This is a genomic window from Burkholderia sp. LK4, from assembly GCF_001043615.1.
Classification (GTDB): Bacteria; Pseudomonadota; Gammaproteobacteria; order Burkholderiales; family Burkholderiaceae; genus Burkholderia; species Burkholderia cepacia.
Genome location: NZ_LDUL01000007.1, coordinates 147,841 through 169,099 on the forward strand (window position 1 = coordinate 147,841; position 21,259 = coordinate 169,099).

Below are 21,259 nucleotides of genomic sequence, written 5' to 3' on the forward strand. Positions count from 1 at the left end.
CCATGGATCGATCGATGAACCTGAAAACGAAAGCCGTGCGGGCACTCGCCGTCGCGAGCCTCGCCGGCCCGCTCGCGGGCTGCGCCTGGTTCGCGCCGAGCGGCGAGCCGCCCGCGATGCCGTCGCCCGCGCACTACGGCACCACGCCGCAAGTGCAGCAGACCGTGTCCGCGCAAGGCGTCGCGCAGCAGTTCGAGGTCGGCGCACAGCCGGTGCCCGACTGGTGGAAGCAGTACCGCTCCGATGCGCTGAACGCGCTCGTCGACGAAGGGCTGCGCAACAGCCCGACGCTCAGTGCGGCATCGCACTCGCTCGATGCCGCGCGCGAACAGCTGCGCGGGCAGATCGGCAGCTCGATGCTGCCGTCGATCGACGCGGGCGGACAGGCCACGCGCCAGCGTGCGCTCGGCGTGCCGATCCCCGCGCTCGGCGCGCCGACGCTGCTGTACGACACGTTCGTCGGCCAGCTGCAGGCGAGCTACACGATCGACCTGTTCGGCGCGTCGCGTTTCGCGAACCGCGCGCTGGCGCGACGCGTCGACGTCAGCGCGTTCCAGCTCGAATCCGCGCGGCGCGCGCTGGCCGCGAACATCGTCACCGCATCGATCACGGTGTCGGTGCTGAATGCGCAGATCAACACGACCGAGCGGCTCGTCGCCCTCGCCAACGACCAGGCGCACGATGCCGAACGCCGCTACGCACTCGGTTCCGCCTCGCGCAGCGACGCGCTGAACGCGCGGCAAAGCGCCGACACGTTCGCGGCGAGCCTGCCCGCGCTGCGCCAGCAGCGCGACTCGGCCCGCCATGCGCTCGCGGTGCTGGTCGGCCGCACGCCCGACCGGCCGCCGGCCGATCTCACGCTCGCCGATCTGCACCTGCCCGAACAGGTGCCCGTCGTCGTGCCGTCGGACCTGCTGCAAAGCCGCCCGGACATCCAGGCCGCCGACGCGGGGCTGAAGGCGGCCGCGGCCGAAGTCGGCCTCGCGACCGCGCAGATGTTCCCGCAGCTGTCGTTGTCGGCCGCGATGGGCAAAGGCGGCTTCAGCTGGCCGGCGATGCTGTCGGGCGCCGGCGCGATCTGGAACGTCGGCGCGTCGCTGAGCCAGCCGATCTTCCACGGCGGCGCGCTGCTCGCCCAGCGCCGCGCGGCGAAGGCGACTTACGAGGCCGCCGTCGACCAGTACAAGCAGGCCGTGCTCGGCGCGTTCCAGAACGTCGCCGATTCGCTCGCGGCGCTCGAGCACGATGCGGAAGCGCTCGACGCGTCGTCGCGCGCCGCGCTGTCCGCGCGGGGCGCGTACGACGACGCGGCGGCCCGCGTGCGGCTCGGCGCGCTGCCGCCGTCGGCCGCGCGCGCCAGCGAGCTGCAGTATCGCAATGCACGGCTCGACGAGATCCGCGCGACCGGCGCGCGGTTCGCGGATACCGCGCGGCTCTACCAGGCGATGGGCACGCCGCCGGTCGACAAGGGCGGGCCGTCCGGCAAGGCCGGCGACACAGCCGCCGACGGCGCAATCGGCCAGCAAGCGCGCGCCGCCACCGCCGATACTGCCGCCACCGACACGCCGCCTTCACCGCCTTCACCGCAATAAGCCGGCCCGCCATCGCGTGCGCGCGGAATCCCGCGCGCACGCCTCCCCATCTTCCGCTTGACCCTCACGTAGCGTAACGTTCGAGACTCCAGTGCGCGTACCGAACGGAGGAACGAATGCGACTGAAAGTGGGAGAACTGGCGAAACGCAGCGGGCTGACCGTCCGCACGCTTCATCACTATCACGCGATCGGTCTGCTGACGCCTTCGGCGCGCGCCGACAACGGCTACCGGCTGTACGACCGCCACGACATCGCCCGGCTCCACCAGATCCAGGCGCTGCGTCGCTTCGGCCTGTCGCTCACCGAAATCGGCGACCACCTGAACCAGCCTGGCACCCCACTCGTCGATCTCGTCGCGAAGCAGATCGCGCTGCTCGACCGTCAGCTCGCGCAGACCGCGCAGCTGCGCGAGCGCCTCGTGAGCCTGCATGCGCAGCTCGCCGCGGGCACGGAGCCGGAGCTGGCCGATTGGCTCACCACACTGGAGTTGATGACCGTGTACGACAAGTATTTTTCCGAGGAAGAACTCGCGCGCCTGCCGATGTACCAGAAAAGCCAGGCGGGCGACGCCGAATGGATCGCACTCGTCGACGAAGTGCGCGCGCTGCACGACGCGGGCGTACCCGCCGAGGACGAACGCCCCCGTGCGCTCGCCAGTCGCTGGATGACGCTGCTCGTGCGCGACACGAACAACGACCCGCGGCTGCTGGCGAAGCTGAACCTGATGCACGAGCACGAACCGGCGATGCAGTCGAAGATCGGCATTTCGACCGCGCTGCGCGACTATGTGCTGCGTGCGTCTTCCGAAAACAAGATGCGGATCTTCGAGAAGTATCTCGCGCCGGACGAGATCCGCTTCATGCGCGCGCACTACGGCGAACGCGCGATGGAATGGCCGCAACTGATGGGCGACGTGCGCGACGCGATCGATGCGGGTACCCGACCTGCTTCGCCGGAAGGCCGCGCGCTTGCGCAGCGCTGGCTCGAGCTGTTCTGCAGCTATGCCGGCCACGATCCGGCCACGCACGCGAAATTCCGCGCGGCGCTGATGAACGAGCCTGCATTGACGCAGGATACGTGGATCGACGACACGCTGATCGGTTTCGTGCGGGAGGCGATGGCGCAGCTTGCGCCCGCGCGCTGAACGCGTTGAGCGCATGAAGGTGCGGGCGGCACGCGGGTTTCCCGCGTGCCGCCCGTTTCACCATTTGCAGCCCGTGTCGCGCACCGCATCCAGCGCGAGCATCGGCAATGCCAGCAGGCCCGCGTGTGAATACGCGTGACGGCAGTCGGTGCGACGGGCATTCGACACGCCGTCGGCCAGCCTCGCGTCGACGCTGTCACGGCGCGCGACCACGCCGCCGGACGACGCGCCCAATGCCCCGACCGCCGCCTGCGCCGGACTGCGCGCCGCCGCATGCCGCGAGCCGATCGCGTCCAGATCGCGGCGCCAGTCGAGATCGGGGCCTGGTGCGGGCTCGGGAAGGGGTTCACGTCGGGTCGCGATTGCACCGGCAGGCGTTTCACCTTGCCGATGCGAAACGCCCTCCGTATTCGAAGACGGCCGCGTCGTCATGCGCGACACCACAACCGCGGCGGATCGTTTCGTCGATGACACGGCGCCCTCGGCACCGCGCCCGCTCGCGGCGGGCCCGGTTCGCCCCGCGTCAGGCACGCCCGCCACGGGCACCGGCCGCGCGGGAATCAGCTCGACGCGCAGCGCGAGCCGGGGCCGCGCCCCGGCGTTCGGGCCGGCCAACGTCGACGCCCGCTGCAGCAGGAACCATCCGAGCAGGTGAATCGATACGGACGCGACGACAGCCAGCGCGACGATGCGCGGCCGGCGCCGCCCCGCCACGCCGGCAAGCCGCGAGGGCGATGCGTCAGTCCGGCTCGCCGACACCGTCATCGCTGAACGCGAGCAGGTCGCCGGGCTGGCAGTCGAGATAACGGCAGATCGCCTCGAGCGTCGCGAAACGGATGCCCTTGACCTTCCCTTGCTTGAGCAGCGACAGATTCTGTTCGGTGATGCCGACCGCCGCCGCGAGATCCTTCGAGCGGACCTTGCGCGTCGCGAGCATCACATCGAGCTTGACCACGATCGACATGGCGCGCCTCAGACGAACTGCCGATGTTCGGCATCGAGTTCGCTCGCCTGCCGGAGGATATGCGCGATGACCGCGATGCAGGCCGCGGTGAACAGCGCGACCACGTACGGCAGGCTGAAACCGATGCTGACCACGCGATGGCCGACCGGTTCGCGCAGCGTCGCCCACACGCTCAGGAGCGGTTCGCACAGCAGGCTCAGCAACACCCACATCCCGATCGCACGGCCCGTCTTGCCGAGATGGCCGGCCGCTTGCGCGGAGAAATAGTCGCGGCGCGCGTAGGTGCGGAACAGCGCACGCAGATGACGCAGGCCGTTCGCGAGCGCGATCAGCGGCACGCTCGACAGCAGGATGCCGACCGCCTTCTGCCACCACGGGAACGCGGCGACATCGACGTGCAGGTTCGAGATCACCGAATCGGTGAGGCCGAATACGAGGCCGGGCCCCGACGCCGCGTTCAGCGACGGGAACGCCCAGCACGCGGCGTTGAGCACCAGCATGCCGACGATGAACCACAGCGTGACGGTGGCCATCTGCTGGCTGATACGGGCGATGCGATCGGAATGCATGACGTGTCCTCGACGACGAATGAACGAGCGTCGATTGTACGTCTAAAATTATCGTAAAACGATAATTTATTGCCGTTGCACCATGATTTCTTATTGTTCGACAGGTTCGACTCACCCCCGACAGGCGTGAGTCGCACGCGCCGTCACGAGCGCCGGGCGCGCGCCTATCGGTAGTCGTGCACGCTGATCGCGTGCCAGCGCTTCGTCATGTAGCGCAGAAACGCGGGTCGGGCTTTCAGGTCCGCATTCGGCACGGGCGCCGCGCCGCCGTCCATGAACTTGCCGTTGACCGTGACGGTTTCCTCGCCGCGCAGCACGTACTTCGTGCCCTGGTCGATCAGGAAGTACTTGACCTGGTCGGCGCTGACGTCGCCGCGGCAGCCGATCCTGTACGCGAACAGAAACTGCTTGCGGCCGTTGCCGAGCAGGTCGCGCATCTCGATCGACGCGGGCACGACGTCGAGAATCACGTCGACCGGGCATGCCTTCACGTAGTCGCGCACGGTCCAGTCGGGCCGGCCGTCGAGCGTCGCGGCGACCTTGAGCTCGAGGTCGTCGCCGGACGCGGTGCGTGCGAGCGTCACCGCATGTGCGCCGGCCGCATCGGTCCATGTGTATTCGGTGGCGGCCTGCGCCAGGTTGCACAGCGCAGTGGCGGCCAGAAACAGGCTAGGCGAAAGGAAGTGTCTCTTCATCGGCGAGGTGGAAGCGGGATCGAACGCGCCATTATCGACACAGCCGCGTGCCTCTGCCAGCCGCCTGCCCGTTCAGCGCTCGCGCGCCCCGAGCCCGAGCGCCTTCATCCGCCGGTACAACGTCCGCTCGCTCATCCCGACCTGCTCGGCGAGCGCCTTGCGTGTGCCGTCGAACGTGCGCGCGATGCGCACGAGCTCCGCGTCCGACACGCCGCGCGCATCGGACGCGCGATCCTGCGGCGCCGCCGATGCGGCGACCAGTTCGGCCGGCAGGTGTTCGACCCGGATCGTCCCGTCGTCCGCGAACAGGCATGCGCGTTCGAGCACGTTGCGCAGCTCGCGGATATTGCCCGGCCACGCGTAGGCATCGAGACACGCACGCGCGCGTTCGGTCAGGACGAACGGCCGGGCCGCGAACGGCCGGGCGCCCGCCTCGCCCGCGCCGGCGCGCGCGTTCGCGATTCGCCGCAGGATCGATTCGGCCAGTAGCGCGACGTCTCCGCGCCGCTCGCGCAACGCCGGCAGCGGAATCGGAAACGCGTTGATCCGGTAGTAGAGATCCTGCCGGAACCGGCCGTCGTCGATCATCTCGCGCAGCGGCTTGTGCGTCGCCGCGACGAGCCGGAAATCGGCGCGCAGCGCCTCGACGCCGCCGACGCGGCGGAACGTGCCCGACTCGATCAGGCGCAGCAGCTTCACCTGCATCGGCAGCGGGACGTCGCCGATCTCGTCGAGAAACAGCGTGCCGCCCTGCGCGGTCTCGACGAGGCCCGGCTTGCGCTGGTTCGCGCCCGTGAACGCGCCCTTCTCGTAACCGAACAGTTCGCTCTCGAACAGCGTCTCGGCGATCCCCGAGCAATCGACGACGACGAACGGCCCCATCGCACGATCGCTCGCTTCGTGCAGCGCACGGGCGAACAGTTCCTTGCCGGTGCCCGATTCGCCGAGCAGCAGCACCGGCAGCATCGACGGCGCGACGCGCTGCAGTGCGCCGAGCGCCGCATTGAACGCGTCGGCGCCGCCGACGAGCCCTTCCGCACTCGGCTGCGCGGATGCGCTGCGCACCGTGGTCAGCCGCTCGACGTACGCGATCACGTTGCCGTGCGCATCGAAGATCGGCCGCAATTCGACGTCGACGTGCTCGGGGCCGCGCGGCGTGTGATGGATGTGCAGCACGCGGTTCAGCCCGCGCGACTCGAGCGCCTGCTTCATCGGGCAATGCTCGCCGGCCTGGTCGCACGGCACGTCGTAGTGATGCGACACCTGGAAGCAGTGCCGGCCCACGTGCTCGACGCCCGCGACGCCGAACTGGCGCCGGTACGCATCGTTCGCCGCGAGGATGCGGTAATCGGGATCGACGACGATCATCGGCTGCGGATCCTGCTCGAGATACGCGACGAGCGCGCGCACGTCGGGCATGACGTCGGGGCGCGGCGCGGGGACGATCGGGATGGTGTCGTGCGGATTCATGCGGATGCTCGGTGAAGGAGATGCCTGACGAACGGGCGGGCGTACTGCCAGGCGGACTGCCAATTCTGCCACGACACTGCCAGAAGTGGCAGTCCGCAGCGGCAACCGTATGCCGGCGACGCCCGTGCTTCACCGCGCCTGCGCCGAAAACCCGAGTCGAATCAAATCCCTGGCAGATCGGCCGGTGCCGCGATGCAGGCTGGCACGCTTCTTGAGTTACAGATCGCGATTGCAGATGCAGAACCCGATCGAGGACACCCCGTGAGCGATGCCACCACACTGTCGGTCGAAGGCTTTTTCGACCCGGCGACCCACACCGTCAGCTATCTCGTGCTCGATACCGCGAGCCGCGCATGCGCGCTGATCGACAGCGTGCTCGACTACGACCCGACATCCGGCCGCACGCGCACCACCAGCGCCGACCGGCTGATCGCCCGCGTCGCCGAACTCGGCGCGGACGTGCACTGGCTGCTGGAAACCCACGTGCACGCCGACCACCTGTCGGCCGCGCCGTACCTGAAGAAACACGTCGGCGGCCGGATCGCGATCGGTTCGCACGTGCGCCGCGTGCAGCACGTGTTCGGCACGCTGTTCAACGCGGGCCCCGGCTTCGCGCACGATGGCCGCCAGTTCGACCGGCTGCTCGACGACGGCGACACGCTCGCGCTCGGCACGCTGACGATCCGCGCGCTGCATACGCCGGGCCACACGCCCGCGTGCATGACCTACTGCGTCGACGACGCGACGCAGCGCGCGGCATTCGTCGGCGACACGCTGTTCATGCCCGACTACGGCACGGCCCGCTGCGACTTCCCGGGCGGCGACGCGCGCACGCTGTACCGCTCGATCGCGCGCGTGCTCGCGCTGCCGCCCGACACGCGCCTGTACCTGTGCCACGACTACCAGCCGGGCGGCCGCGACGTGCAGTTCGTGACGACCGTGGCCGAGCAGCGCCGCGCGAACGTGCACGTGAAGGACGGCGTGACCGAGGACGATTTCGTCGCGATGCGCACCACGCGCGACGCCACGCTCGCCATGCCGGTGCTGATGCTGCCGTCCGTGCAGGTCAACATGCGCGCCGGCCACCTGCCCGAGCCCGAAGACAACGGCGTGCGCTACCTGAAGATCCCGCTCGACGCGATCTGAGCGCCGGCGCCCCAACCGAGACCCCCGACATGACCTCCATCCGCAAGCTGACCGACGCGCTGTCGGTCTCGCCGCAGATCGCGGCGGCCGACCTGCCCGCGCTTCACGCGGCCGGCATCCGCGCGATCGTCTGCAACCGCCCCGACGGCGAAGGCGCCGACCAGCCGACCGTCACCGAAATCCGCGCGGCCGCCGCGCCGCTCGGCATCGACGTGCTTTACCTGCCGGTCGATACGGGCAAGGTGACCGACGACCAGGCCGCGCAATTCGGCGCACTCGTCGCGTCGCTCGACGGCCCGGTGCTCGCGTACTGCCGCAGCGGCATGCGTTCGGCCACGCTGTGGGCGTTGTCGCAAGCCGGCCTGCGCCCGCTGAACGACATCGTCGCGACGGCCGCCGCGGCCGGCTACGACCTGCACGCGCTCGCGTCGCGTGTCGTGCAAGGCGGCAAGCAGGCGGCACCGGCCGTCGACGCGCGGCACGACATCGTGATCGTCGGCGCAGGCGCGGCCGGCATCGCAGTCGCGTCGAGCCTGCTCGCGCGCGACGCGTCGCTCGACATCGCGGTGATCGATCCGGCCGACGTCCACTACTACCAGCCGGGCTGGACGATGGTCGGCGCGGGCGTGTTCCGGCCCGAGACCACCGCACGCCGGATCACCGACGTGCTGCCGCGCGGCGTGCACCGGATCCAGGCCGCCGTTGCGGGCTTCGAGCCCGACGCGCACGCGGTCGTGCTCGACGGCTGCCGCCGCATCGGCTATCGCAAGCTCGTCGTGTGCCCGGGGCTCAAGCTCGACTGGCACGCGATCGAAGGCCTCGCCGATACGCTCGGCCGCAACGGCGTCACGTCCAACTACCGTTACGACCTGGCGCCGTACACGTGGGAACTCGTGCGCGCGTTCCGCGGCGGCAACGCACTCTTCACGCAGCCGCCGATGCCGATCAAGTGCGCAGGCGCACCGCAGAAAGCGATGTACCTGTCGTGCGACCACTGGCGGCGCGCGGGCCGCCTCGAGGCCGCGAACGTCGAGTTCCTGAATGCGGGCGGCGCACTGTTCGGCGTCGCCGACTACGTACCCGCGCTGATGGAGTACGTGAAAAGCTACGACATCGCGTTGTCGTTCGGCCACAACCTCGTCTCGATCGACGGCCCGGCACGCCAGGCGACGTTCGCGCGCGCGCTGCCCGACGGCGGCAAGGAAACCGTGGTGCGCTCGTTCGACATGATCCACGTCGTGCCGCCGCAGAAGGCGCCCGATTTCGTGCGGTCGAGCCCGCTCGCCGATGCGGCCGGCTGGATCGACGTCGATCCGGCGACATTGCGCCATCGGCAGTACCCGGACATCTATGCGCTCGGCGACGCCACCAACACGACCAATGCGAAAACGGCCGCGGCCGCCCGCAAGCAGGCGCCCGTCGTCGCACACAACCTGCTCGTGTCGCTCGGCCGCGCGCACGGCGACGCCGCATACGACGGCTACGGCTCGTGCCCGCTCACCGTCGAGCGCGGCAAGATCGTGCTCGCCGAATTCCTGTACGGCGGCAAGGTCGCGCCGACCTTCCCCGCGTGGCTGATCGACGGCAAGCGCCCGTCGCGGCTCGCGTGGCTGCTCAAGGAACGCGTGCTGCCGCCGCTCTACTGGAAGGCGATGCTCAAGGGCCGCGAATGGCTCGCGAAACCCGCGATCGCGCGTTGACCGGAGCCCGATGACGTCATGCTGATTTCCCTCGTACTGGGCGGTTTCGTCGGCGCCGTGCTCGGCCTGACCGGCGCCGGCGGCGGCATCCTCGCGGTGCCCGCGCTCGTCGTCGGCATGAGCTGGCCGATGCAGCAGGCCACGCCCGTCGCGCTCGTCGCGGTGGCCGGCAGCGCGGCGCTCGGCGCGCTCGAAGGCTTCCGCCGCGGGCTCGTGCGCTATCGCGCGGCATTGCTGATGGCCGTGGCCGGCGTGCCGCTGACCACGCTCGGCGTACGGCTCGCGCACGTGTTGCCGCAGCGCCTGCTGCTCGCGCTGTTCGCACTGACGATGCTGATCGTCGCCGGCCGCCTGTTGCGGCAGGCGCTGCGGCAGGCGGTGGTCGATGCGGATGCGTCGCCGCTGTGCGTCGGCCGCGTGAATCCCGATACGGGCCGGCTGATGTGGTCCTGGCCCGTGGGTATCGCGCTGGCGTCGACCGGCGCGATGACGGGCCTGATGACGGGGCTGCTCGGCGTCGGCGGCGGCTTCGTGATCGTGCCGATGCTGCGCAAGTTCACGAACGTGTCGATGCATGGGGTGGTCGCGACGTCGCTGATGGTGATCGCGCTGGTCGGCACCGGCGGCGTGCTCGCGACGCTCGTGTCTGGCACGCGCGCGCCGCTCGACGTGACGCTGTGGTTCACCGTCGCGACCGCGCTCGGCATGGCTGCCGGTCGCGGCGCGTCGCGCCACCTCGCCGCGCGGCACGTGCAGGCCGGGTTCGCGGCCGTGCTCGTGTGCGTCGCGCTGGGGCTGCTGGCGAAGGCGGCGTTCGGCGCGTAATCGCGTACCGACCGGCGCCGACTCGACGCAGCTCGACGCGCAGCGCCTCCAGACAAAACGCCCGGCCGACTCGACGTCCGCACCGGGCGTTTTTTATCGCGGGCGCCACCGGCCAACGGCGCGACGCGCCGTCGTCGTCAAGGCAGATGCTGGATGGCCGTCAATTCGGCCTTTCGAGCCATTTGCGCAGCCTGCCGGCAATCCCGGATCGCTCGACATACCCCAGCGCCGAAACCGCACACATCATTCCGATTGCCGCATACAGCAGGGCCATTTCTCCGTTCCCTGCGATGTCCGGCCAGGCTGCCTGTGTCAGAACCGCAAGAACGGTCAATCCAGCCGCACCGCCCACGATGACCAGCATCGGCAATACCGCCCTCCGAGGAAGCAGCGTGCTGGCCCGATAGACCGGATACGAAAGCAGCATTGCCACGGGAAATGCAACCGTGAAAGCCACAGCGGAAAAAAAGATCGAAACTTCGCCGAAATCCTTGACGGACACAATGCCGATCAACAAGCCTGCCACGATCGCGGCAGTCAGGCTTGCACCAAGCAATTCTGGAATCTTCAATTCCTTTCTCCCGTCGCGCCAGACAAAACGCCCGGCCCGACTCGTCGTTCGGCACCGGGCGTTGTTCATGGCAGACGCCATTCAGGCGTCAGGTCGCGAACCCCGCCATCCGCTTGCGCTCCTGGCGCAGCATCACGAAGTTCGCGATCACGACGCCGGCCGTCACCGCGACGATGAACAGCGTCGCGAGCGCGTTCATCTCCGGGTTCAGCCCAAGGCGCACACGCGAGAACACCACGAGCGGCAGCGTCGTCGAGCCGGGGCCCGACAGGAACGCCGACAGCACGAGGTCGTCGATCGACAGCGTGAACGACAGCAGCCAGCCCGCGATCAGCGCCTGCGAGATCAGCGGCAGCGTGATCGTGAAGAACACCTTCAGCGGCGTCGCGCCGAGATCGAGCGCGGCCTCTTCCAGCGACGGGTTCAGCTCGCGCACGCGCGACTGCACGATGATCGCGACATACGAGATGCACAGCATCACGTGGCCGAGCCAGATCGTGAAGATGCCGCGCTCGGCCGGCCAGCCGATCCACTTCGCCAGTTCGATGAACAGCAGCAGCAGCGAGATCCCCTGGATCACCTCGGGAATCACGAGCGGCGCGTTGATCATCCCGCTGAACAGCGCGAAACCGCGAAAACGCCCCATCCGCGCGAGCACGAAACCGGCCCAGGTGCCGATGATCACCGACGCGAACGCGGTCAGCACGCCGATCTTCAGCGACAGCCACGCGGCCGTCAGCAGCTCGTCGTCCTCGACGAGCGCCGAGTACCAGCGGAACGAGAACCCCGACCACACGGTGACGAGCTTCGACTCGTTGAACGAATAGACGATCAGGCTGATGATCGGGATGTACAGGAACGCGAAGCCGGCAAACAGCGCCGCGAACTGCAGGTAACGATTCGGCTTCATCGACGGCCTCCCTGCTCCTTCGCCTGGAAGTGCTGGAACATCGCCATCGGCACGAGCAGCAGCAGCACCATCGCGCAGGTCACGGCCGACGCCATCGGCCAGTCTGCGTTGTTGAAGAACTCGTTCCACATCACGCGGCCGATCATCAGCGTGTTCGCGCCGCCGAGCAGCTCGGGAATCACGTACTCGCCCACCGCCGGGATGAACACGAGCAGGCAGCCCGCGATGATCCCGTTCTTCGACAGCGGCAGCGTGATCTGCACGAACGCCTTCCACGGTTTCGCGCCGAGGTCGTATGCGGCCTCGAGCAGACGCAGGTCCATCTTCACCAGGTGCGCGTACAGCGGCATCACGAGGAACGGCAGGTACGAATACACCATCCCGATGTACACCGCGTAGTTGGTGCGATACAGCTCGATCGGCGTATGCGTGAGGCCGATCCACATCAGGAAGTTGTTCAGCAGCCCGTTGTTCTTCAGGATGCCGATCCACGCGTACACGCGGATCAGGAACGACGTCCAGAACGGCAGCATCACGCCCATCATCAGCAGGTTGCGGGTCGCCGGGTTCGAGCGCGCGATGTAGTACGCCATCGGATAGCCGATCAGCAGGCACAGCAGCGTCGTGATCGCGGCCACCCACACCGAGTTCACGTAGGTCGCGAAATACAGGCTGTCCGTGAACAGGAACGCGTAGTGCGACAGGTTCAGCGCGACGTGCACGACGCCGTCGGCGTACGACGCAAGCTCCGTGTACGGCGGGATGCCGAGCTGCAGCTCCGCGAAACTGATCTTGACGACCAGCACGAACGGCACGAGGAAGAACAGCACGAGCCACGTGAACGGGCCGGCCACGACCGCCGTGGCGCCCGTCAGGTTGAAGCGCCGCACCGGCCACGAGAGCATGGACTTGAACGAGGTCATGACGTCAGCACCACGCCGGCAGTCGCGCTCCAGCGCACGTAGATCTCGTCGCCGAGCGACGGCGTGTCGAGCTCCGAAATCGCGAGGCTCGACACGTTCGCGATCACCGTCTTGCCGCCGTCGAGCTTCACGTGGTACAGCGAATAGCCGCCCATGTACGCGACGTTGCCGATCCGGCCGCGCGCCCAGTTGAACGCGCCTTCGGGCGGCTTGCGCGTGAGCGCGATCCGCTCGGGGCGCACCGACACCGTGACCGGCATCCCGAGCGGGCCCGAGATCCCGTGGCTCACGTACAACCGGCTCGGCAGCTCCGGCGATTCGATGTACACGTGGTCGGGTTCGTCCTCGACGGTCACGCCTTCGAACAGGTTCGTCGAGCCGATGAACTCGGCCGAGAAGCGGCTGTTCGGGTATTCGTACACTTCGTTCGGCGAGCCGATCTGCACGATCTGGCCTTCGCTCATCACCGCGAGTCGATTGGCCATCGTCATCGCTTCTTCCTGGTCGTGCGTGACCATGATGCAGGTGACGCCGACCTTGTTCAGGATGTTGACGAGCTCGATCTGCGTGCGCTGGCGGATCTGCTTGTCGAGCGCGGACATCGGCTCGTCGAGCAGCAGCAGCTTCGGGCGCTTGACCAGCGAGCGCGCGAGCGCGACGCGCTGCTGCTGGCCGCCGGACAGCTGGTGCGGCTTGCGCTTCGCGTACTTGCTCATCTGCACGAGTTCGAGCGCCGCGGCCACGCGCTCCTTCAGTTCGGCCTTCGGCGTGCCTTCCTGCTTGAGGCCGAACGCGACGTTCGACTCGACCGACATGTGCGGGAACAGCGCATACGACTGGAACATCATGTTCACGGGCCGCTTGTACGGCGGCATCTGCGCGAGGTCCTCGCCGTCGATCAGGATCTTGCCCGACGTGACCGTCTCGAGGCCCGCGAGCATCCGCAGCAACGTCGACTTGCCGCAGCCCGAGCTGCCGAGCAGCGCGAACAGCTCGCCCTGGCGCACGGTCAGGTTGACGCTGCGCACGGCTTCGGTGTCGCCGAATTTCTTGACGACGTCGACGATCTGGACAAAGTTCTCGGCGCGCGCATCGGCGCCGGAGGAGGAAACGGAGGACGGTGCGCCCGCGACCGGCGCACCCGACTGGCTATTCATGATGTGCTGCATCTCTCCTGCGTTGAACGAACAAAGCCCCCGGGGGCACCAGGGGCTTCATGACTGCTGGGAACGCCGGCTCGCGTCAGCGGCCCGACTTCAGCTCGGTCCACAGACGCGTCTGCAGGCGCTGGATTTCAGGCGGCAGCGGCTTGAGCAGGAACAGCGTCTTCACGACGTCGGCCGGCGGATAGACGGCCGGGTCGTTCGCGACGTCGGGCCGCACGTACTTGCGGGCCTCGGCGTTGGCGCTCGGGTAGTACACTGCGTTCGTGATCGCCGCGTGCACCTTCGGATCCTCGATGTAGTTGATCCACTCCAGCGCGGCTTCCTTGTTCTTCGCGTCCTTCGGGATCGCCATCACGTCGAACCACACCGGCGCGCCGCCCTTCGGAATGTAGTACTCGACCTTGTACGACTTCTTCGCCTCGATCGCGCGATGCTTCGCGATCACGACGTCGCCCGACCAGCCGAACGCGAAGCAGATGTCGCCGCCGACCAGGTCGTTGATGTAGCCCGACGAGTTGAATTGCGTGATGTACGGGCGGATCTTCTTCAGCACTTCCATCGCGGCCTTGTAGTCGGCCGGGTTCGTGCTCATCGGATCCTTGCCGATGTAGTGCAGCGTCGCCGCGAACATCTGGTCGGGCGCGTCGAGCACCGACACGCCGCAGGTCTTCAGCTTCGAGATGTTTTCCGGCTTGAACAGGATGTCCCAGTTGTCGAGCGGCACCTTGCCGAGCGCCTGCTGCGCCTTCGTCAGGTTGTACGCGAGACCGGTCGTGCCGTACGCCCAGGGCACCGAGAACTTGTTGCCCGGGTCCGCGCCGGCGACGAGCGCCATCAGCTGCGGATCGAGGTACTTGAGGTTCGGCAGCTTCGACTTGTCGAGCGGCGCGAAGATGCCGGCGGCGATCTGCTTGCCGGCGTAGTTGCTGGTCGGCACGACGATGTCGTAGCCCGAGCTGCCCGTCAGCAGCTTCGCCTGCAGCGTATCGTCGCTGTCGTAGTTGTCGTAGCGAACCTTGACGCCCGTCTGCTTCTCGAAGTTCGGGATCGTGTCCTTCGCAATGTAGTCCGACCAGTTATAGACATTGAGCTGCGTATCCTTCGCCGCTGCCGCCGATGCACCCACGCACAGCGCGAGCGCTGCGAACCGGCCCACTACCTTTGCTTTCATCCCGTTCTCCCTCCGGCCGGACACGTTGCCCGGCTGCCGTCTGCCTCGTCATGGCGGCGCATTCTGGCGCGCCGCCCCTCGAAAACCCCGAAAACTACCATCATTCGCGCCCCGTCACAAAAAAATCATGCCGGTGTCGCGCAAACGGAACAGATATCCCGCTGCCGGCCGGTCAGGCGGCCCGTGCGGCGAGACGTTCCCGGGGAATTCTATCGGGTAATCGGCGGCTGTCCACCGGGAAAGACAGGCGGCGACGAAACCGCGTTCGCCGGCCGGACGCGAGCCGTGCGGCGGCTGCGCCCGAACCCGGCCATACTGTCACGCCGCTGCACCGGTACGGTATGCCGGCCGCGCCCGTCCGACCGACCGGCCGCGATGCATTAAAATGGCGGCTGACGATTCAACTGCGTGAACCCCTCCGATGGCCTCCAATCTCCACGACCTGCCCGACAGCCCCTGCATCGGCGTGTGCTCGACCCTCTTCGACGAAGTCTGCAAGGGCTGCGGCCGCACGGCGGCCGAAGTGTCGAACTGGGTGTTCCTGAGCGACGACGAAAAGCGCGCGGTATGGGAGCGCATCCAGCGCGAAGGCACCGCGATGCGCTTCCAGTACGACAAGCTGTAAATCCGCCGCGCAAAAAAAAGCGGCATGCAGACCGCCATGCCGCCAACCCCAACTCTGTTCTGTTTCTGTTCCTGTTTCTGTTCGTTTCCCGCCGCGTCTAGAACTTCATCCCGACGCCCACGCCGACGATCAGCGGATCGATGTGCAGCGTGCCGATGCCCTTGTCGCCGAGCGTCGCATCGGTGCTCATCCAGATCTTCTTCACGTCGACGTTCATGAAGACCTTCTTCGTCAACTGCACGTCCACGCCGAACTGCAATGCCGGGCCGAAGCTGCTCTTGTTGATCGACACGCCTTGCCCGCCGACATTGAGCCCGTTGTTGTAGAAGTACGTGTAGTTCACGCCCGCGCCGAAATACGGACGCACCTTGCCGGCATGGTTGAAGTGATACTGCAGTAGCAGTGTCGGCGGCAGCACGCCCACGCCGCCGAGATTGCCCAGGCTCGACGTCAGTTGGTGCCGCGACGTGCCGAGAATCAGTTCGACGCCGAGGTAGTCGCGGATCATGTACGTGAAGTCGAGCTCGGGCACGATCGCGTTGTTCACGCCGACGTTGAGCGCGCCGAGCGTGTCGCTCGCGCGTTCGTTCGGCTGGATGCTGATCGCACGCAGCCGGACCAGGACGTCGCCCTGGTTGATGCCTTCGCCCGGCGAAGCCGCGTGCGACAGCGACGGCATCGCGACGAAACTGGCCGCAACGGCGGCAGCGGTGACACAAGTTCGAATCGTTTTAAGCATGGTACGGACCCCCAAAGAATGGTTCCCATTCTCCTCGTAGGGTCTTTTCATGTTCTTGATATCCGTCAAGCCAGCGTAAACGTGGGACGGTTTGCCGCAGGCTCGGTCGCACAGCCCGTCAGCAGCAGGTCGAGCAGGTCGCGCACGCTGCGAATCGCAGGGCCGAACGGCAACGCTTCACGGCCGCGGAAGAACAGCCCGTTCGCGACGTCGCCGCGCAGCGCCGCCGCCAGCCGCGTGTCGATGCAGAAATGGCCGAACTTCTCGATGCCGTCGCGCAAGCCGCATACGCTCAGGCATTCGAGCGCGGTCGGGCAGCGCTGCTTCAGCGCGCCGAGCTTGCTGCGGATGCGCGTCTCGTTGCGCAGGTAACGATCGAGCCACGGCGTCTTCACCGCGCGCGCGGGCAGCCCCGTCACGCTGACGAATTCGACGATGTCGTCGGGCGTCGCATCGGCCAGCACGCGCTTGAAGTGCGGATGCGCATCGCCCTCTTCCGTCACCGCGAACGGCGTGCCGACCTGCACGCCGTTCGCGCCGGCCTCGAGCGCCGCGCGCACCGTGTCGTGACTGTTGATCCCGCCCGCAACGATCAGCGGGATCGTTTCGCGTTCGATGCCGAGCGATGCCATCACCTGCGCGGTCTCGTCGAGCACGCGTGCGAAATCGAAACGGCGGTCGTGCATGTCGTCGATCTGCGTGACGCCGAGATGGCCGCCCGCATGCGCCGGATGCTCGATCACGATCGCGTCGGGCAGGCGCCCCTTCTTCATCCACTTCTTCAGCACGAGCGCGATCCCGCGGCTGTCCGACAGGATCGGGATCAGCGCGATGTCGTGTCCTTGCGTGAGATCGGGCAGGTCGAGCGGCAGGCCCGCGCCCATCACGATCGCATCCGCGCCCTCGTCGCATGCGACCCGCACGTAGTCCGCATGCGCGCTCACGGCCTTCATCACGTTGACCGCGATCATCCCGCGTCCTTCGCTGTAGGTCTTCGCAAGACGGATCTCGCGGGCGAGCGCCTCGAGGTTCGCGGCCTCGAGCGTCGCGCGATCGGGTTGCGCGCGGCAACGCGCGAGCAGGTCCGCATGATGGTGACGCAGGTCGATGCTCGCGATCGTGCCGACCGCGCCTTCGCGCGCGACGCTGCCCGCCAGCCGGTGCGCGGAAATGCCGACACCCATGCCGCCCTGCACGACAGGCAGCAAGGTGCGGCCGCGGATCGTCAGCGGCGGAAAGGAAGTGCGTACGGTCATCTGAAACCTCGTCGGAACATCGGAACCGCGATGATCGACGATCCACCGCCGCGCACCTTGACGACCGTCAATAAAAAAACGGCACCAGCGTGCCGTTTCCGGTTCGTGCGGTGCGAAGCGCTCAGGCAGGCTTCGCGGGCTTGAGCTGCATCGACTTGTACTCGAGATATTCCTCGAGCCCGTACACGCCGTTCTCGCGGCCATGCCCCGACTGCTTGTAGCCGCCGAACGGCGCGGCGCCGTTCCACGTGCCGCCGTTGATGTCCACCTGCCCGGTGCGGATACGGCGCGCGATGCCCATTGCGCGTTCGTCGCTGCCGGCCCACACCGCGCCACCGAGCCCGTACGGCGAATCGTTCGCGATCCGCACGGCCTCGTCCTCATCGCGATACGTGATGATCGACAGCACCGGCCCGAAGATTTCTTCCTGCGCGATCGTCGATTTCGGATCGACGCGGCCGAACACGGTCGGCTTCACGAAGAAGCCCTTCGTGAGCCCTTCCGGCAGGCCCGTGCCGCCCGTCACGAGTTCAGCGCCTTCGTCGATCCCGCGCTGGATGTAGTCCTGCACGCGCTGCTGCTGCACGGCCGACGCAAGCGCGCCGAGACGCGTCGCATCCTGCCGCGGGTCGCCCGCGACGTACGATTCGGCCGCGGCCTTCGCGATCTCGCGCGCTTCGTCGTAGCGCGCTTCCGGAACCAGCATGCGCGTGTGCGCCGAGCAGGTCTGCCCCGCGTTCAGGTAGCACGCGTTGACCGTGCCCTTCACCGCCGTCGCGAAATCGGCATCGTCGAGGATCACCGACGCCGACTTGCCGCCCAGCTCGAGCGCAACGCGCTTGACGCCCGCGGCCGCCAGCTCGGCGACGCGCTTGCCGGCGCGCGTCGAGCCCGTGAACGACACCATGTCGACGTCCGGATCGGTGGCCAGCACCTCGCCGACCACGGGGCCGTAGCCGCACACGAGGTTGAACACGCCGGCCGGCAGCCCGGCTTCGTGAATCGCTTCGGCAAGCATGAACGCGTTGAGCGGTGCGACCTCGGACGGCTTCAGGACGACCGTGCAGCCGGCCGCGAGCGCCGGCGCGACCTTCAGCGTCACCTGGTTGAGCGGGTAGTTCCACGGCGTGATCGCCGCGACGACACCCACCGGCTCGCGCACGACGAGCGAGTTGCCGACCTGTGCCTCGAACTCGAACGACTCGGCAAGCTTCGCGTACGCCTTCCAGTTGTAGATCGGGCCGCCGACCTGGATCGCGCGCGACAGCTTGATCGGCATCCCGACTTCGCCGGTGATCGACTGCGCGAGCTCCTCGCTGCGCGCCTGCAGATGCTCGACGATCTTGCGCAGGTAGCCCGCGCGCGTCGAGGCCGGCGTGGCCGCCCACGCGTCGAAGGCCGCGCGCGCCGCGCGGATCGCGTCCTGCGCGTCGGACGCGACGCCTTCCGGAATCCGGCCGATCACGGCTTCGGTGCCCGAGTCGATCACGTCGATCGTGCCGGTGCCGGCCGGCTTGCGCCACGCGCCGTCGATATAGAACTGGTCGTAGATTTTCATCGTTTTCCGCCTCCAGGAAAGCCGACATTCTAGCGAGCGTTTCGGCCGGCCGGTGTGACGATTGACAGCTATTGGAAAGGTCTTTAGCCTCGGCGCCTCATTCATCATAAGAAAGGAGAATGCCTTGAGCATCCTGACCAAAATCGAGGGCGGCTATCTTCAGGTATTGCGCGTGATCGTGCTGTTGTTCGCGACCGCGGTCCTGATCGGCGGGGTCATATTCGGCGCGATCGCACTCGATGCGCGCCTGTCGAAACCGCCGAAGGTCGATTCGGCCATCCAGGTCGATCCTGCATCGTTCGCGTGGGAGAACGGCGCAACCCCCAAGGCCACGCCGGCCGCCGACGGCGCGGCAGCGAAGGACGACAACGCGTCGCCCGCGCTGCGCCTGTCGACACAACTGTCGGGCATCGTGCAGAAGCACGGCCGGGCGGCCCTGTCGCCGGACTACGCGGTCGATCGCGACGCGTACGAACCGTCGTTCCAGCGCGTGCTCGACGACGACGACCATCCGGACGTCGCGTACTACGAACAGCAGATCGCGTATCTCGACAAGGTGCTGTCACGCGCGGACGTCGCGGCAAGCGTCAAGAAGAAGGTCACCGCGCACGGCGACGAATATGCGCGCGAGCAGGCGTACACCGACGTCGTGTCGGCGGTCATGCGCGACTTCTCCGAGCGCTACGACGCACGCCGGACGGCGATCGACAACGAGAAGAAGGCCGCGGAAGAAACGGCTGCCGAGAACGGCCAGACCGCGCGCTTCGCCGGTGTCGCCGCGCTCGTCGCGCTGTATTCGTTCGTGTCGCTCGCGGTGCTGATCATCCTGATCCGCGTCGAGCGCAGCATCCGCTCGATCGCGCGCGCCACGCACACGGCGAACTGAACCCGCGCATCCGCCAGCCCGCGCGCCGGGCTGCGGGGGCCCGGCAACGGGCCCGCTTCGCGGCGCAAGCGGCCGCTTCCTGGTCGCTTCCTGGCCGCTCACCGGCCGCATCTTCCCGCGTCGTTCCCCACGCTCTCGCGCACTTTTCGTTCCCGCCGCCCCCTCATTCCGCCATCGGCCATCCGCGCCGGCGCAGCGTCCGTTTCGCCACCGCCATGTCAGCATCCGCCCGGGTGCGCGGGCGGGCCCGCATCGTGCTATGTTTTTACTATCGGCACCGGCCCGTTGCAACCGGCGCCGCCCGGAATCGACGTATTTCGTGAGCGCTGCCATGTCCGACGCACCCCATACCCTCGGCTCGCAAGACCGCCTCGAGCTGCTTTGCTGGCTCACCTGCGGCAACCTCGGCGCGTTTTACCTCAACGAATCGTGGCCGGACGCCACGTTCCAGGTCCAGGCCGCGCACCGCTGGCTCGACCGCCATCACCGTCAGGCCGACTGGCTCGCGATCGCCAAGCTCGCGGCGCTCGCGCAGGACATCGCCAAGCGGCACGCCGGGTTCGTCGATGCGTCGTGGGCGCGCGACGCGGTCGAGGAAATCGTCGATACCGACGACCTCGACTATCGGGCGAAACTCGTGCAATGGGTCTACGAAGACTGCTGCAAGGCGCTCGCCGACAAGCGGCTGGCCGATTGACGATCGGGACGGCACGCGCGGCGCCGCGCTCCTTTCGTTGACGGGAATGTCAGCCGGAAAGACTGACGGGGGCGGTACGTCGCGCACCGCCCCCGACCCGCGATGCGCGCTTACAGCAGCGATTTCGCCTGCGTCAGCACCTTGTCGCAGATCTGCCTGGTCACCTGCTGCTTCAGTCCGCCGCCGCTCAGGTCGAGCTTGCTGCCATTGCCGGCGTCGAGAACACCGCTCACGCCGCTGGTATAGCCGCTGTCGGACGACGCGTTGCCGCCGAGCTTGCCCATCAGCGCGTCCTTCACCGACGACGCACCGCCGGATGCCCCGCCGAGATAGTTGTTCTGGATGCAGAACTGCAGCAGGCCCGCGACGTTGCCGGTGCTGCCCGGCATCAGCGACGAACCGCCGCCGCCCGTCAACGCGCCGCCGATGCCGCCGAGGTTGCCGAGCGCACCGCCCGCGCTGCCGCCCGAATCGCCCCCGCCGCCGACCTGCTTCAGGACATCGCCCAGCTGCGCATGCGCCACCGAAAACGGCGCGAGCAACCCGATCAGCGCACCGGCAATGGTCGCGCGGTATAGACGTGCATTCATGTGAAGCCTCCCGGTTGTGACTGCGTGAGTACCGCGAATCGAATCCAAGGATACTCAATCA

At 67.7% G+C, this 21,259-nt stretch carries 22 protein-coding genes; 8 read left to right on the plus strand and 14 right to left on the minus strand.

Features of this window, described 5'->3' with window-relative positions; translation table 11 throughout:
• Nucleotides 1-2 precede the first annotated feature (2 nt).
• Both VK92_RS03250 and VK92_RS03255 read left to right on the plus strand, forming a co-directional pair.
• Nucleotides 3-1,592 (plus strand): efflux transporter outer membrane subunit, encoded by a 1,590-nt coding sequence (locus tag VK92_RS03250; protein ID WP_048022802.1) that lies wholly within the window; start codon nt 3-5, stop codon nt 1,590-1,592.
• A gap of 116 nt (nt 1,593-1,708) precedes the next feature.
• The gene (locus tag VK92_RS03255; protein ID WP_048022803.1) at nt 1,709-2,737 is read left to right on the plus strand and encodes a MerR family transcriptional regulator; all 1,029 of its coding nucleotides are present in this window, start codon (nt 1,709-1,711) and stop codon (nt 2,735-2,737) included.
• A 57-nt stretch (nt 2,738-2,794) separates the two neighbouring features.
• On the opposite strand, the gene VK92_RS03260 is transcribed toward VK92_RS03255, so the two are convergent.
• From VK92_RS03260 to VK92_RS03280, 5 genes are all read right to left on the minus strand, one after another.
• Nucleotides 2,795-3,502: a hypothetical protein gene (locus VK92_RS03260; protein WP_048022804.1), complete on the minus strand. Its 708-nt coding sequence runs from the start codon at nt 3,500-3,502 to the stop codon at nt 2,795-2,797.
• A complete protein-coding gene (locus VK92_RS03265; protein ID WP_027787308.1) occupies nt 3,477-3,701 on the minus strand; it encodes a helix-turn-helix domain-containing protein in 225 nt (74 codons plus the stop codon). Before VK92_RS03265 ends, VK92_RS03260 begins: the two co-directional genes overlap by 26 nt.
• 8 nt (nt 3,702-3,709) lie before the next feature.
• Nucleotides 3,710-4,270, minus strand: coding sequence for a DUF2975 domain-containing protein (locus VK92_RS03270; RefSeq protein WP_048022805.1), 561 nt, complete (start codon nt 4,268-4,270; stop codon nt 3,710-3,712).
• 164 nt (nt 4,271-4,434) lie between these two features.
• On the minus strand, nt 4,435-4,965 hold the full coding sequence (locus VK92_RS03275) for a M949_RS01915 family surface polysaccharide biosynthesis protein (RefSeq protein ID WP_048022806.1): 531 nt from the start codon (nt 4,963-4,965) through the stop codon (nt 4,435-4,437).
• A 72-nt stretch (nt 4,966-5,037) separates the two neighbouring features.
• Nucleotides 5,038-6,435 (minus strand): sigma-54 interaction domain-containing protein, encoded by a 1,398-nt coding sequence (locus VK92_RS03280; RefSeq protein ID WP_048022807.1) that lies wholly within the window; start codon nt 6,433-6,435, stop codon nt 5,038-5,040.
• Between the two features lie 261 nt (nt 6,436-6,696).
• Here VK92_RS03280 and VK92_RS03285 point away from each other — a divergent pair, with 261 nt between their 5' ends.
• The 3 genes from VK92_RS03285 to VK92_RS03295 are packed head-to-tail and all read left to right on the plus strand — an operon-like array spanning nt 6,697 to nt 10,106.
• The gene (locus VK92_RS03285; protein ID WP_048022808.1) at nt 6,697-7,581 is read left to right on the plus strand and encodes an MBL fold metallo-hydrolase; all 885 of its coding nucleotides are present in this window, start codon (nt 6,697-6,699) and stop codon (nt 7,579-7,581) included.
• Nucleotides 7,582-7,610: 29 nt separating this feature from the next.
• Complete coding sequence (locus tag VK92_RS03290; protein WP_048022809.1) at nt 7,611-9,281, plus strand: bifunctional protein tyrosine phosphatase family protein/NAD(P)/FAD-dependent oxidoreductase; 1,671 nt, start codon at nt 7,611-7,613, stop codon at nt 9,279-9,281.
• 18 nt (nt 9,282-9,299) lie between these two features.
• Nucleotides 9,300-10,106: a sulfite exporter TauE/SafE family protein gene (locus VK92_RS03295; RefSeq protein ID WP_048022811.1), complete on the plus strand. Its 807-nt coding sequence runs from the start codon at nt 9,300-9,302 to the stop codon at nt 10,104-10,106.
• Nucleotides 10,107-10,266: 160 nt separating this feature from the next.
• Here VK92_RS03295 and VK92_RS03300 read toward each other — a convergent pair whose 3' ends face one another.
• The 5 genes from VK92_RS03300 to VK92_RS03320 form a co-directional block, all read right to left on the minus strand.
• Nucleotides 10,267-10,746 (minus strand): hypothetical protein, encoded by a 480-nt coding sequence (locus tag VK92_RS03300; RefSeq protein ID WP_131723290.1) that lies wholly within the window; start codon nt 10,744-10,746, stop codon nt 10,267-10,269.
• A 19-nt stretch (nt 10,747-10,765) separates the two neighbouring features.
• Entirely contained in the window at nt 10,766-11,587 is an 822-nt protein-coding gene (locus VK92_RS03305; protein WP_027787300.1) for an ABC transporter permease subunit, read from the minus strand.
• A complete protein-coding gene (locus VK92_RS03310; protein WP_027787299.1) occupies nt 11,584-12,510 on the minus strand; it encodes an ABC transporter permease subunit in 927 nt (308 codons plus the stop codon). The genes VK92_RS03305 and VK92_RS03310 overlap by 4 nt, the downstream gene beginning before the upstream one ends.
• Nucleotides 12,507-13,667 (minus strand): ABC transporter ATP-binding protein, encoded by a 1,161-nt coding sequence (locus VK92_RS03315; RefSeq protein WP_048022911.1) that lies wholly within the window; start codon nt 13,665-13,667, stop codon nt 12,507-12,509. The genes VK92_RS03310 and VK92_RS03315 overlap by 4 nt, the downstream gene beginning before the upstream one ends.
• Before the next feature lie 85 nt (nt 13,668-13,752).
• The gene (locus tag VK92_RS03320; RefSeq protein ID WP_027787297.1) at nt 13,753-14,847 is read right to left on the minus strand and encodes a polyamine ABC transporter substrate-binding protein; all 1,095 of its coding nucleotides are present in this window, start codon (nt 14,845-14,847) and stop codon (nt 13,753-13,755) included.
• A 421-nt stretch (nt 14,848-15,268) separates the two neighbouring features.
• Here VK92_RS03320 and VK92_RS03325 point away from each other — a divergent pair, with 421 nt between their 5' ends.
• Entirely contained in the window at nt 15,269-15,472 is a 204-nt protein-coding gene (locus VK92_RS03325) for a DUF1289 domain-containing protein (RefSeq protein WP_021159754.1), read from the plus strand.
• Between the two features lie 97 nt (nt 15,473-15,569).
• Here the strand turns inward: VK92_RS03325 and VK92_RS03330 are convergent, their stop codons facing one another.
• The 3 genes from VK92_RS03330 to VK92_RS03340 all read right to left on the minus strand — a co-directional run bounded on the left by VK92_RS03330 (nt 15,570) and on the right by VK92_RS03340 (nt 19,025).
• On the minus strand, nt 15,570-16,211 hold the full coding sequence (locus VK92_RS03330) for an OmpW/AlkL family protein (RefSeq protein ID WP_021159755.1): 642 nt from the start codon (nt 16,209-16,211) through the stop codon (nt 15,570-15,572).
• A gap of 65 nt (nt 16,212-16,276) precedes the next feature.
• Nucleotides 16,277-17,467, minus strand: coding sequence for an NAD(P)H-dependent flavin oxidoreductase (locus VK92_RS03335; protein ID WP_021159756.1), 1,191 nt, complete (start codon nt 17,465-17,467; stop codon nt 16,277-16,279).
• A 121-nt stretch (nt 17,468-17,588) separates the two neighbouring features.
• Nucleotides 17,589-19,025, minus strand: coding sequence for an aldehyde dehydrogenase family protein (locus tag VK92_RS03340; protein WP_048022815.1), 1,437 nt, complete (start codon nt 19,023-19,025; stop codon nt 17,589-17,591).
• 124 nt (nt 19,026-19,149) lie between these two features.
• Here VK92_RS03340 and VK92_RS03345 point away from each other — a divergent pair, with 124 nt between their 5' ends.
• Both VK92_RS03345 and VK92_RS03350 read left to right on the plus strand, forming a co-directional pair.
• Nucleotides 19,150-19,911, plus strand: a complete 762-nt coding sequence (locus VK92_RS03345) for a hypothetical protein (RefSeq protein ID WP_048022817.1) — start codon at nt 19,150-19,152, stop codon at nt 19,909-19,911.
• Nucleotides 19,912-20,242: 331 nt separating this feature from the next.
• Nucleotides 20,243-20,608, plus strand: a complete 366-nt coding sequence (locus VK92_RS03350; protein ID WP_027787292.1) for a hypothetical protein — start codon at nt 20,243-20,245, stop codon at nt 20,606-20,608.
• A gap of 110 nt (nt 20,609-20,718) precedes the next feature.
• Here the strand turns inward: VK92_RS03350 and VK92_RS03355 are convergent, their stop codons facing one another.
• Nucleotides 20,719-21,198, minus strand: a complete 480-nt coding sequence (locus VK92_RS03355; RefSeq protein ID WP_048022818.1) for a DUF2501 domain-containing protein — start codon at nt 21,196-21,198, stop codon at nt 20,719-20,721.
• Nucleotides 21,199-21,259: the final 61 nt, after the last annotated feature.